This window comes from Romboutsia sp. 1001216sp1, from assembly GCF_039841805.1.
Taxonomy (GTDB): Bacteria; Bacillota; Clostridia; order Peptostreptococcales; family Peptostreptococcaceae; genus Romboutsia_C; species Romboutsia_C hominis.
The window spans coordinates 360,925-374,708 of the sequence record NZ_JBDPHA010000001.1 but is presented as its reverse complement, the minus strand read 5'-3'; the positions used below and the strand labels follow the sequence as shown (position 1 = coordinate 374,708).

Below are 13,784 nucleotides of genomic sequence, written 5' to 3'. Positions count from 1 at the left end.
TATGACAAGAGTAAATACAATAAGAATACCAGGTCTTGCAACGGGAATGGACACCGACACAGTTGTAAAGCAAATGCTTGTTGGTGAACAAAATAAAATTGATAAAGTCAAGCAAAAAGAGCAAATAGTAAAGTGGCAGCAGGAAATTTATAGAGACGTAATGAAAGATTTGAAAAATATAAATGATAAATATTTTTCAGTAACATCTAAAGATTCAATAGTCAGTAGTAAAGCTTGGAATACATTATCAGTTCAAAGTTCTAATAGTAGTGTAATGTCAGCTACATCAAGAGCGGGAGCAGATAATATACATTATAATTTTGAAGTTAATAAAATAGCAGAACCAGCTAAAATTGTATCTTCAAAAGACAATTTAGACAAGTCAAGTAAATTAGCGGATTTAGGAGCTAAAATAGGAGAATCATTTAAAATTTCTGTTGGAAAAGATGACAAAGGGAATACTTTATACTCAAATCCTATAACAATAGAATCAAGTGATACTATAGAGAGTTTAGTTGATAAAATTAACAGTAATGGAAATGGAAAAATAAAGGCATCATATAGCAAGATGACTGGAAGTTTTAGTATTGAATCTTTTGACACAGGATCAAACAGTAATATTGAAATCATTTCTGAAGATGGAAGCAAATCTAATTCTCTAGAATTTTTAGGACTAAAAACAAAAAAATACAAGACAAATGCAGATGGAAGTTTTGTATTAAATTCAAAGAATGAACCAGATTTTGATATGGTTGATTTTTCAGGTATAGCAAGTGGAAGTAATTCTTATATCAAAGTCTCAGGAGATGACGGATTTAGTAAAGTAATAAATGAGCAAAAAAATAATTTCTCAATAGATGGAATAGATTATAGTATTTATAATAAAGGAACTTCTGAGATAACCTCAAAAAAGGATACAACCAAAGCCCTAGATAACATGAAAGGTTTTGTACAAGATTATAATAAAATAATGGATAAAATGTATAGTCTTATAACTGAAAAATCTAAGAAAGATTATCAACCGCTTACAGAAGAACAGAAAAAGGATATGAGTGAAGAAGAAGTAAAGAAATGGGAAGCTAATGCTAAAAAAGGTATACTTCGAAATGATTCTGAGATGAGAAGATTTATAAATGATATGCAAAATGCTATATTTGGTGATAATATAAAAGTTTTAAGTGAAATGGGTGTAACTAGTCCACAAGACTATAATAAAAAAGGTCAGATATCATTAAATGAGGATAAATTTACTAAATCTTTAGAATATAATTCGGATAAAGTCTATAAATTATTTGCAAAAGATAAATCTAGTATAATGGGAAAAATGAATGATATTCTTAACAAGAATATAGGAGGATCATCATCTATATTTGCTAGAAAAGCTGGGCTAGAGAGAACATCTTCTGTTGTGAAGAATTTTTACTCAGAACAAATAAAACGACAAGAGGATATGATAAAAAATCTTCAAAGAAAAATGGATACTAAGGAAAATGCTTTGTATAAAAAATTTGCAGACCTAGAAGCTAGTATGAATAAGCTAAATTCACAGATGAGTTATTTTATGCAGGCTTAAGGCTAGGTGGTTAAAAATGAAGGAAAGTATCAAATTATATAAAAGTTTATCATTAGATATAGTAAATAAATTAAAAAGTAGTAGTTTAATTAATATAGGTGATTTATTTGATAAAAGACAAGAAATATTAAGTAATGTACTTGACTTTGAAGCATTTAAAAGCCAGATGATCGATGAAGGAATATTAGAAATTGATAGAGAGATACATATATTACTTAGTGATAGTATAGAAAAAACTAAAGATGAGATAAAAAATCACAAACTATCAAATAGAGTAAATACCTCATATCTAAGTACGAAAAAAGAAAATTTAAATATTTTTAACAAAAAAGTATAAAGTTAATATAAATTATAACGATATATATATATGTAAGGTACTTGGCCAAGTACAAAATACACAATACAAAAGGCAAAAGACAAGGATGTCGTAAAGTCCTAAGGAGAGGAAAAAACAATGAGAATAAACACTAATATGAACGCTATGATAGCGACTAATCAAATGGCAAAAAATACTGCATTATCAGGAAAGTCTATGGAGAAATTATCAACAGGACTAAGAATAAATAAAGCAGGAGATGACGCTGCAGGTCTTGCTGTTTCAGAAAAAATGAGATCGCAAATAAGAGGGATGCAACAAGCAGATAGAAACGTACAAGATGGTATATCAATGGTACAAACAGCAGAAGGTGCATTAGAAGAAGCAGGAAATATAGCTCAAAGAATGAGAGAACTTGGAGTTCAAGCAGGAAATGACACATTATCTGCAACTGATAGAGACAAGGTAAAAGAAGAATTAACTCAATTACAACAAGAAATGAATCAAATAGGTAAAGAAACTAAGTTCAATGGTAAAAACTTATTAAGTGGAGCAGGAGCATTTACAATACAAGCTGGAGCTAATAATGAAACTAGAACTATAAATACTATAGATTTAGTAGGACAAGCTAAAACTTTAGCTAGTATGGACGTTTCTAGTAGTTCAAAAGCACAAGCTTACGTAAGTAAAGTAGATGCAGCATTAGAACAAATAAATACAGGAAGAGCTAAATTAGGAGCAACTCAAAATAGATTAGAGTATACTTCTGCTAACTTAACAACTTCTACAGAAAACTTAAGTGCAGCAGAATCAAGAATAAGAGACGTTGATGTTGCTAAAGAAATGGTTAACTTATCTAAGTTAAACATATTAAATCAAGCAGCACAAGCTATGGTTGGACAAGCTAATCAACAACCTCAAAGTGTAACTCAGTTATTAAGATAGTTTTAAAATAAGTAAATAAATTATAAATATATTAAAAAATATAAAGTATATCTATATTATGCCGATATATATAATATAGATATACTTTTATAAATAAAAGACAAGGATGTCGTAAAGTTCTAAGGAGAGAAAAAACAATGAGAATAAATACTAATATGAATGCTATGATAGCGACTAACCAAATGGCAAAAAATACTGCATTATCAGGAAAGTCTATGGAAAAATTATCAACAGGGCTAAGAATAAATAAAGCAGGAGATGACGCTGCAGGACTTGCTGTTTCAGAAAAAATGAGATCTCAAATAAGAGGAATGCAACAAGCAGATAGAAACGTACAAGATGGTATATCAATGGTACAAACAGCAGAAGGTGCATTAGAAGAAGCAGGAAATATAGCTCAAAGAATGAGAGAACTAGGAGTTCAAGCAGGAAATGATACATTAACTACAACTGATAGAGATAAGATAAAAGAAGAATTAACTCAATTACAACAAGAAATGAGCCAAATAGGTAAAGAAACTAAATTTAATGGTAAAAACTTATTAAGTGGAGCAGGTACATTTACAATACAATCAGGAGCTAATAATGAAACTAGAACTATAAATACAATAGATTTAGTTAAGACTGCAGGAAGTTTAACTATAGATGTATCTGATAATACAAAGGCTCAAGCTTTCGTAAGTACGGTAGATGCAGCATTAGAAAACATAAACACAGGAAGAGCTAAATTAGGAGCAACTCAAAATAGATTAGAGTATACTTCTGCTAACTTAACAACTTCTACAGAAAACTTAAGTGCAGCAGAATCAAGAATAAGAGATGTTGATGTTGCTAAAGAAATGGTTAATTTATCTAAGTTAAACATATTAAATCAAGCAGCACAAGCTATGGTTGGACAAGCTAACCAACAACCTCAAAGTGTAACTCAGTTATTAAGATAGCTTTATTAAGTTAAAAAATAAAGAGTAAAGCATGTGCTTTACTCTTTATTTTTAAATTTAATCACTTAAAAGGAGTATTAAATATATGCTACTAAGTATTGTAATGATGGTAAAAAATGAAGAGAGAAATTTAGATAAAACATTGAACGCACTACGTCCTTTAATGGAAGAAATAAATTCTGAATTAGTAATACTAGATACTGGATCAACTGACTCGACTGTTGATATTGCAAGAAAATATACTGATAAAGTATTTTTTGCAAAGTGGAATGATAACTTTTCAGATATGAGAAATATATCAATAAGTTATGCAAAGGGAGACTGGATACTTATATTAGATGCAGATGAAGAGTTAATTAATTATGAGAAATTAAAAGAATTCTTTGATAAAAGCTTATTCAATAAATATAATAGTGCAAGTATAAATCTAAAAAATATACTTTCGCTAGATAAAAAAAGTTATAGTATGACTCCTTTAATTAGAATGTTTAAAAACTCAAAAGATTTTAGATATGAAGGAGCAATACACGAACAACCAAAATTTAAACATCCTATATATAACAATGTAGCTTTATTTGATCACTATGGATATTTATTTGAAAATGAAGAAATCAAACAATTAAAAGATAATAGAAATAAAAATATTTTATTAAAAGAAATAAAGAAAGAACCGAATAACCCATATATTAACTATCAATTAGGAAAAACTTATTCTATATCTAAAAACTATGAAGATGCAATATATTATATGGAAAAAGGGTATGATTTGTATACAAAAATTAAATATATACCAATATTTGTAACATTAGATTTAGCTATGCTTTATTTAGAAATGAATGAGTTTGACAAATGTGAAAGTTTATGCACTAAGTATATAAAAAATGATAATAAAAATATAGATATATATTATTACCTAGCGACAAGTCAAAAATATTTAAGAAAATATAAGCGAAGCTTAGAAAATTATAAAAGGTATTTATATCTTATAGAAAATTATGATATATCTACACAAGCTAATGCTGTTGAGTGTAATGCAGATACATTAATACACCAAGATAAAGCTAAAGTTAACATTATTGATATTTATTACAAATTAGAGATGTATCAAGAGATAATAAATAATATAGATGATATAAATATTAATATTTTAGAACAAGCTTACTTAGTTATATTTATGAGTTTATATAAATTAAATCAAGAAGAAAAAATCATTGAAATATATAAAAATCTTTCATCTTGTATAGTACAGCAAAATAAATTTAAAGTTGCGTTAGAAAGTATACTAAAAAGAATAAAAGAAGAAGATTTGCCTAAAATGTATAAAATGCTTTCTAAAATAGATGGAAATTACGGTACTTTAAATAAAATAAGATTAGGTGAAAAATTAACGATTGAACAATATAATGAGATACTAACAAAAGAGCAAGAAATATATTATGCAGATATAATATATTATGCTATGAAAGAAAATCTACAATTAGAAGATATATTAAAAAATATAAGTAACTTAAAAATGCAAGGTTATATAGATTATTTAGTTTCAAATAAAAGAGATTTTATATTTGATTTATATGATTACTTAGACAATACTTTAAATACTTTAGACATAAAGAAACTTCAAATTTATAGTTGTGTATCTAAATCATTGTTAACATATGGTGGTTTAGTTGGTAAAAAGTATGAAAATTTATTTTTAATGTATATAACTTATACTTATGATTATTTGAAGCAATTATATAATACAGACTTAGAAGATGATGATTTACTAAATTTATTGAAAAATGAAGATGAAATATTCATTATAAGTATAAATAGAGCTCAAAAACTTAGTAAAACTGATAAATTAGAGTATGTAAAAAAAATGAAAGACTTATTAATAAAAAATCAAAAATACAAAAAGGGAATAGAAATATTAATAGAGAAATTTAAAAATGAATTTGATATAAATGAAGAGCTAAATGGTCTTAAAAAACAATATAAATCGATAATTCAAAATGACATAGAGGTAGGAAATATTATTGGAGCTAAAGAAAATATATATGAATATGAAAGTATATTTGAAGAAGAAGAGGCAGAGATACTAAATTTAAAAGCAATTATAAAAATGTTAGAAGGAAAGTTCGAAGAATCTGATAAAATGTTTAAAAATTCATATTTATTAGATAGATACAATTATAATGTGGTTTTTAATATAGGGTGCATAAAAGAAATATTAGGACAATATGAAGATGCCACTAAATATTTTGAATTAATAGTAAAAAACTGTGAAGACGAAAACATAGTTCTAGAATCAAAAGAAAAAATTATGATTATAAATTAAAATATACAAAAATTATGTCATAAGAGGAGGCTCAAATTTGAGTAAATATAAATTTGTATTTGACCTAGATTCAACATTAACAAAACAGGAAATACTTCCTGAAATGGCAAAGTATATTGGATGTCATGAAAGTATTAGCAAAATAACAGAAGATACTATGTTAGGTAAGTTGTCTTTTGAAGAAAGTTTTCTAAAACGAATTGAAATATTAAAAGAGATACCTATAAAAAAAGTACGTAATATAGTTAAAAATATAACATTAAATGAAGAATTAATTAAATTTATTTTAGAGAATATAGATAGATGTATTATAATAACTGGTAATCTAGATATCTGGATTTGTGAACTCATGGATATGTTAGGTTTAAATGATATATATTATTCATCAAAGGCTTTAACGGATGGTCAATATATTAAATCAGTTGTAAATGTTATAAAAAAGGAAGATATAATAAAAGAAATAGATGGACCAGTAGTAGCTATTGGAGATGGAAGTAATGACTCAAAAATGATAGAGTATGCTGATATAGGAATTGGATTTGGTGCTGTTAGACCAATAGCTCCGAGTGTATTAAATGTTTGTGACTATGCGTTTTATGAGGAGGAGAAATTATGTCAGTTTCTAAAACGATTATTATAAGTTGCGCAGGAATGGGAACTAGATTAGGTCTAAATACTAATAAATCATTAATTGATATTGATGGAAAACCATTAATAATAAGACAATTAGAATGTTTAGACAAGTTTGATGATATAAGAATTGTTGTAGGATATCAAGCCCAAGAAGTTATTGACGTAGTTTGTTCATATAGAAAAGATATTACTTTTGTGTTTAATCATGATTATACTAATACAAAAACTGCTGCTAGTTTATCACTAGGGAAAAAACATTCTAATGAGATGATTATATCATTAGATGGAGATGTATTATTTAAACCTGAAGACCTCGAAAGATTTATATTAGAAGATGATGAAGAAGCAATAGGTGTTTGTTCTCCATATACTAATGAACCAGTATATATAGATACTGAATTTATAGATGGAACTGAACATGCAGTTAGTTTTTCAAGACAACATGGAAAGTATGAATGGACTGGGTTGTTTAAAATATATGCACATAAACTTAATAGCGGAAATGACCATGTATATAAAATGATAACACCTAATTTACCTTTAAAAGTAGTTCATGTAAATTTAAAGGAAATAGATAATATGAATGAATATAAAAAAGCTTTAGATTGGTATAAAAATGGATACAAATAAAATCGGTTAAATATGAATTTATAATCAAACCTTAACTAGGAGAAATGGGATGACGAAAAAAAATACAAGGGTATATAAAGAAAACATAAATATAAATAAAAAAGTGTAAAACTATTTTGGGATAAAAGAGCAGAAAAGTACACAGAAGATAATCCTTATAAAACTGTAAAATGTAACGATAATGATTCTGAATATGCAAAATTATTAGATGAGTATGAAAAAGAGGTTATAATACCTAAATTAAAAATAGATAAAAATTCTAAAGTTTTAGATATAGGTTGTGGAGTAGGAAGATTAGCAGAAATGATAGTATTAAATAGTAAATACTATTTAGGTACTGATTTTGCAGAAGATTTACTTAATATAGCGAGAAAAAGAATAGGTTGTAATAATAGTTATGATTTTCAAATATGTGATTTTATAAATATATATGATAATGAGGTTGTAAAAAGTAATGCCCCGTTTAATAAAGTAATTTTAGCAGGTCTTATAATGTATATAAATGATGAAGAATTTAACATATGCTTTGAAAATTTACTTAAAGTCTTAGATAAAGAGGCTATGATATATATAGCATCACCAATTGCTACAAAAGAAAGATTAACCCTAGGTGATTTTTACTCTAATGAATTAAATAGTGAATATAATGTTATATATAGAACAATTGATGAATACATAGATGTTTTTAAAGTTCTTATAAATAATGGATTTAAGATTATAGAAAATGAAATGTTTCTAACTGATAAAAAACAATACAAAGAAACTGAGAGACACTATTTTATTTTAAATAGAGGTTAAACAATAAACTTATAACTAAAGTTACAATTTAAATCTTGGATTTATAGAAAGTAGTGTGATTAAAAATGAATGAAAAACAAAGAATAATAGAAATTTTAAAAACCTCAATAGAAGGGATTTCTTATATAATTAAAAATTTAAATACAGACTATGAGTTTATGTCTGAAATTTGTATACAAGCTATTAATACAGTTAAAAATAGCTTTGAAAATGCTAAAAAATGTGACGGTAGACTTTATAATCTATCAAATAGTATATTAGAAAAATTAAAAGATTTAAATAAAACAAAAGATACAGATACACTTTATGATTGCCAAGAAATTATTAATATGATAAATGATATGATAGATATTATAAATAAAAATATTAAGGAAAAATATAATATTGTTTTTATGCCATACAATGCATCTATGTGGAATAGCCTTGAAAGTATTTGGAAAGAAGCTAAAGAAGATGAAAATTGTAATTGTTATGTAGTACCAATTCCATATTATAAGTTAATTTATAATAGAAATGGGAATATGGACGCTATATTTACATATGAAGGTGATATGTTGCCTAAATATGTACCTATTACTGATTATAAAACATTTGATTTAGAAAAAATTAGTCCAGATGTTATATATATACACAATCAATATGATGAATATAATAATGCTACTAGAGTAGATAGCAACTATTTTTCTTATAATTTAAAAAAATATACAGATATGCTAGTATATGTTACTTATGGAATATTAGGTACTTATCCAATTTCATTTTATAAAGATTTTTACTCATTTATAGGAACAAGAGAATTTGATAAAGTTGTTGTACAATCTCATGCATTTGCAGACATTGCAGAATATAGTGGGGTAGCTAGAGAGAAATTATTGCCTCTTGGGTCACCTAAATTTGATGCTTTAGTTAGTAGTCTAAAATCAAATACTACAAATGACTATTATAAAAATAAATTTAAAGGTAAAAAGGTATTTTTATGGACTACAAACTTAATGAAAGTTATAAATGGAAGAGATAAAGTATTAGATGAAGTTGAAGAAGTCTTTAATAAAATTAGAAATGATTTAAACTATGGATTAATATATAGACCTCACCCACTGGAGCTGTCATATGTTAAATCAAGAGCCCCAGAATGCTATAAAAGATATAAAGAGTTATTAAGCTCAGCAAAAAATACAGAAAATATAATTATTGATAATTCACCTAGTTATTACGAAGCTTTTCAAATATCTGATGCACTAATAACAGATAGGTCTTCTGTATTAATTGAATATATGGCTACAGGAAAACCTGTTTTAATATATGACATAGAATTAAACAGAGAATACTATCATGAAAAAGTATTTGATATATTTTCTAATTATATAGTTGGTGAAGATGAAATGACTGTAGATAAATTTATAGATTTAGTAGTCAATAAAAAAGATTACAAAAAAGATAATAGAATTAATGCACTAAATACTGTTCTTTCAAATATTGATGGTAGTTGTGGAGAACAAGTTCACAAACATATAAAGCAGTGTATTGAAAATAATTATTTTTAAAATTTCACAATGATATTAAATACAAAAAGTCATGAATAACTTATTATATTAAGTAACTATTTTTACAAGACTTTTTGTATTTTATTATTAAAAATATTAAGTATTAATTAAAACAGGTATATAATTTTAACTATAAGAGTATTTATAATAATTAATAGTTTTATACATATCCCGATAAGTTCATAAAATAAATCTAAATTAAAAGTAGTTAAATTACTACTAAAGTCTTTAATCATTTTTCAAAATCATGAATTTTTATAATATTATATGAACACAATATTAAATTTTCTTTAAAGAAAGAATAAATTTTAATATTGCAAATGTTATAAAATTTATCTAAGTAAAAACTAACTTTACTATACATTTTGTTAGTATAATAAGCTTTGATTTATTAATAAGGTAGATAAGTATCATAAGAAATTTTATTAATATAATTGAGTGTTAAATCAATATTTATATCAAAAATATCTTTAGGAACTAATATAGATATAAATGTATTTAATTTTCTGGTTTTAATATTTTGAATTTATAAATAAAATTACAGTCATAATTGAAAAAAATAGGAATATTATCTAAATTTATAATATTTATGAATTAATCTGAATAAGGATGTTTAAGTTAAAAATTTTTAGTGATGTAGAATTTATTGTCTAATACATAATTTGTATTATTTTAATAAAAAATATAAAGTTCTAATTATATCAGCCGTATAATATAAAATAAAATTACACTTTGTGATTTAACAAATAAGTTTAAATGTATTTTTAATATTAGTTTGAAAAAAAATAGTAAGAAAATACAAATAAAAACTTGATTAAATGGTAATTATACTATAATATTTAGTGTATGGAAAAAAATGTCGAAAAGTGTAAAAAAAGAACGAAAAACAAAATAGGCAAGCTAGAGAAATCTAGTGACGCAAAACTATAGGAGCTAAAGTAGAAACTATGCTAGCCAGTTGCAAAAAACTGTGTGTTTTTGTTTTCGATATATAAGGTTTATAATTTTGGAGAATTATGAATAATATATAAATTATTTTGATTGTTTGTGTCCAAATTATGCATCTCTATTTATCGACGCTGATATTATATAACTCTCTTTAGAGTTATTTTTTTTTGAAGAAATAATATTTTAATAAATCTAATAATTCAATTATATTATCAAAGTTCATTATGTATCTTACATTTTTTATTATAGGAAAAATTATGTAATAGTATAAATTATATAGAAAAAAATAAGTAAAAGTTTATAATTAAAATGATAAGAAAATTAAATATAAGAAAACGAATAATAAATATATTGATTTAATTTTATATCTAAAATAATCAAATTCTAGCAATGATAGTATGCTATGTAGTATACAAAATTACTCTTTATAGAGTGGTTTTTTGATTTATAAAATTAATGGAGGAGAGTAATATGGAAATCTATAATTTAATGAAAATGGGATTAGATGCTACACATTTAAGGAGTAATGCCATTGCAGAAAATATTGCTAACATAAATACTCCAGGGTATAAAAGAAAGTATGTTAGTTTCGAAGATACTTTAAAGAATAAACTAGAAATTCCTAGTATAAAGTTAAAGGTTGATAAGGAATCTGTGGTCAGAGAAGATGGTAATAACGTTGATATTGAACATGAGAAGGTTAATCAAGCAGCTACGACATTAGAATATAATGCGTTAGTAAGTCTTACAAATATAAAAATCGCTATGACAAAAAGTATAATATCTGGGAGGTAAATAAATGAGTGTTTTTAGTGGTATGAGAATTAGTGCAAGTGGTCTGACAGCAGAACGTATGAGAATGGATATAATATCTTCGAATGTTGCTAATATGCAGACTACAAGAACTAAAAATGGAGGAGCATATAGGAGAAAAGTAGCTAGCTTTGAAGAAAATTATGATGAAAAATTAGGGATGTTAGGTGTTAAAACAAAAAAGATTGAAGAAGATAAATCTCCTCTCAGAAAAATATATGAACCAAATCATCCTGATGCAGACAAAGATGGATATGTAGAATATCCAAATGTAGATTTATTAGCTGAAATGTCAGATCTTATAAGTGCATCGAGAGCTTACGAATCTAATGTAGATACTTTAAATGCTCAAAAAAATATGATATCTAAAGCTTTAGAGATAGGTAGATAGAAAGTAGGTGGTTAAATGACAGGAATAAGCAATATAAATATTAATTCTGATATATTCTCTAATGCTATTAATAATAAGACTACATATAAAGTTAAAGGAAATGAAAAGCCAGACAAGCAATTTGAAGATGTTATAAAGAATGCTATAGGTAAGGTAAATGATAGTATTATAAATTCAAATGAAAAGATAGAAGCGCTTATAAAAGGTGAAGATGTTTCTATGCATGATGTTATGCTATCAGCACAAGAATCTCAAATGTCAGTGCAACTTATGATTGAGATTAGAAATAAGTTATATGATGCTTACCAAGAAATTAATAGAGTGCAATTGTAATTCCTTAATAAGGAGCAGATAGATGAATTTTAAAGAGATAATAGAAAAAATAAAAGATTTTATAAAAACAAGAAAAGAAAAATTTAAGGAAATGAGAAAAGAAAAGAAAATAGCCATTATAGTTGGAGTGATTGCAATTATATTAGCTATAATATTTGGAATTAAGTATAAAAATGATAATAAATATGATGTTCTTTTCTCGGGTTTAGATTCAAATGATGCATCTGTTATAACTAAAGAACTAGAAAAAGAAAAAATTGAAACGAAAATAGAGGGCGATAGTATATATGTACCTAAAGATCAGGTAGATAAGTTAAGACTTGAACTATCTGGAAAAGTTTCAAATGGTTCTAAAGGATTTGAACTTATGGATGAAGGATCATCGTTAGGTCTTACAGATGAAGAATTTGAGGTAAAAAAACAAAGAATGATTCAAGGTGAACTAGAAAAAACTATAAAAACTTTTCCGCAAGTACAAGATGCAAGAGTTCATATAACAGAAGGTGAAGAATCTGTATTTGCTAAAGAGAGCATACCTGGAAAAGCAGCCGTTTATGTAGATTTAAATGTAGGAGAACAATTAAGTCAAGAACAAGTTAAATCTATAATATCTTTAGTATCCGCAAGTACACCAAATATACCGAAACAAAATGTTGAGGTAATCAACCAAAATATGGTCTTATTATCAGAAGGAATATTTGATGAAAATGGAAAATCAAATTCTAGCGATAATTCTAATGGGATTGATATTGCAACTAAGGCAGAAAGAGATCTAGATAAAGGATTAGAAAGAGATATAGTTAGATTACTTGAACCTATATTTGGAGAGGGAAAAGTAAGAGCAACTGTTAATGCTGATTTGAATTTTGACACTAATGAAAAAACTCAAACGATAATAGATCCTAACAAGGTTATAGTAAGTGAGTCAAAAAGTGAAAATAAATCTACAGAGCCAGTAAATACAGGTGGTACTGTTGATAACAATATGAATAATAAAGGCAATGTAAATGATGGAACTACTGAAAGTAAAAGTGAAGATATAAAGTATGAAGTAGGAAAGACAGAAATTAAAACTGTTAAGGCTCAAGGTGAATTAAATAGAATAACTGCTTCGGTTGCTATAGATGGCAAATTAGATGCGGGAGATATTAAAGACGTTAAAGATATGGTATCTAATACCATTGGTGTAGAAAAAAATAGAGGCGATGATGTAGTAGTTGTTGCTATGGACTTTGAAGCAAATGCTAAAAAGAATCTAAAAAATGCATTAGGTGATGAAGATGAAGTGGCTAAGTTATTAAAAACAACAGGATATATAGTAGCCGGATTATTACTAGTTATAGTAATAGCACTTATAGCTATATTTGTTATTAAGAAAAAGAATAAATCTAAAGAAATTGATGAAATAGATGAATCTAATGAAATAGATATGATAAATCAAAAGCTAGAAGAAATGGAAAAACATAGGCTACACAATTTAGAAGATGATGAAGATAATATGACTTTAGAGGAAGAAGTTAAGATATACGCTTCAGAAAATATAGAAGAAGTTACAGAATTAATAAATAATTGGTTAAATGAGTAAAGGGTGGTAGTTTG

At 25.9% G+C, this 13,784-nt stretch carries 13 protein-coding genes and 1 riboswitch; all 13 genes read left to right on the top strand.

Annotated features, from left to right (window positions below; genetic code table 11):
• The first annotated feature begins 1 nt into the window (after position 1).
• The 13 genes from fliD (at position 2) to fliF (ending at position 13,770) form a co-directional block, all read left to right on the top strand.
• Entirely contained in the window at positions 2-1,573 is a 1,572-nt protein-coding gene (gene fliD / locus ABHC41_RS01910; RefSeq protein WP_195236874.1) for a flagellar filament capping protein FliD, read from the top strand.
• 16 nt (positions 1,574-1,589) lie between these two features.
• Positions 1,590-1,910, top strand: a complete 321-nt coding sequence (locus ABHC41_RS01905; protein WP_166504987.1) for a hypothetical protein — start codon at positions 1,590-1,592, stop codon at positions 1,908-1,910.
• Between the two features lie 117 nt (positions 1,911-2,027).
• Positions 2,028-2,834 (top strand): flagellin, encoded by an 807-nt coding sequence (locus ABHC41_RS01900; RefSeq protein ID WP_166504988.1) that lies wholly within the window; start codon positions 2,028-2,030, stop codon positions 2,832-2,834.
• A gap of 137 nt (positions 2,835-2,971) precedes the next feature.
• Positions 2,972-3,775, top strand: coding sequence for a flagellin (locus ABHC41_RS01895; RefSeq protein ID WP_166504989.1), 804 nt, complete (start codon positions 2,972-2,974; stop codon positions 3,773-3,775).
• Positions 3,776-3,860: 85 nt separating this feature from the next.
• Positions 3,861-6,095, top strand: a complete 2,235-nt coding sequence (locus ABHC41_RS01890; RefSeq protein WP_166504990.1) for a glycosyltransferase — start codon at positions 3,861-3,863, stop codon at positions 6,093-6,095.
• 37 nt (positions 6,096-6,132) lie between these two features.
• Positions 6,133-6,735 (top strand): HAD-IB family phosphatase, encoded by a 603-nt coding sequence (locus ABHC41_RS01885; protein WP_166504991.1) that lies wholly within the window; start codon positions 6,133-6,135, stop codon positions 6,733-6,735.
• Entirely contained in the window at positions 6,708-7,358 is a 651-nt protein-coding gene (locus tag ABHC41_RS01880; protein ID WP_166504992.1) for an NTP transferase domain-containing protein, read from the top strand. The genes ABHC41_RS01885 and ABHC41_RS01880 overlap by 28 nt, the downstream gene beginning before the upstream one ends.
• 228 nt (positions 7,359-7,586) lie before the next feature.
• On the top strand, positions 7,587-8,156 hold the full coding sequence (locus ABHC41_RS01875) for a class I SAM-dependent methyltransferase (protein WP_330638728.1): 570 nt from the start codon (positions 7,587-7,589) through the stop codon (positions 8,154-8,156).
• Positions 8,157-8,221: 65 nt separating this feature from the next.
• Positions 8,222-9,700: a CDP-glycerol glycerophosphotransferase family protein gene (locus tag ABHC41_RS01870; RefSeq protein WP_166504993.1), complete on the top strand. Its 1,479-nt coding sequence runs from the start codon at positions 8,222-8,224 to the stop codon at positions 9,698-9,700.
• An 884-nt stretch (positions 9,701-10,584) separates the two neighbouring features.
• A riboswitch (cyclic di-GMP riboswitch) is annotated at positions 10,585-10,666 on the top strand.
• Between the two features lie 453 nt (positions 10,667-11,119).
• Positions 11,120-11,443, top strand: a complete 324-nt coding sequence (locus ABHC41_RS01865; RefSeq protein WP_166504994.1) for a flagellar basal body protein — start codon at positions 11,120-11,122, stop codon at positions 11,441-11,443.
• Positions 11,444-11,447: 4 nt separating this feature from the next.
• Positions 11,448-11,852 (top strand): flagellar basal body rod protein FlgC, encoded by a 405-nt coding sequence (gene flgC / locus ABHC41_RS01860; protein WP_166504995.1) that lies wholly within the window; start codon positions 11,448-11,450, stop codon positions 11,850-11,852.
• A 15-nt stretch (positions 11,853-11,867) separates the two neighbouring features.
• Positions 11,868-12,185 carry a flagellar hook-basal body complex protein FliE gene (gene fliE / locus ABHC41_RS01855; RefSeq protein ID WP_166504996.1) on the top strand — a complete coding sequence of 106 codons (318 nt, stop codon included), beginning with the start codon at positions 11,868-11,870 and terminating at the stop codon, positions 12,183-12,185.
• A 22-nt stretch (positions 12,186-12,207) separates the two neighbouring features.
• Positions 12,208-13,770, top strand: a complete 1,563-nt coding sequence (gene fliF / locus ABHC41_RS01850) for a flagellar basal-body MS-ring/collar protein FliF (RefSeq protein WP_166504997.1) — start codon at positions 12,208-12,210, stop codon at positions 13,768-13,770.
• Positions 13,771-13,784: the final 14 nt, after the last annotated feature.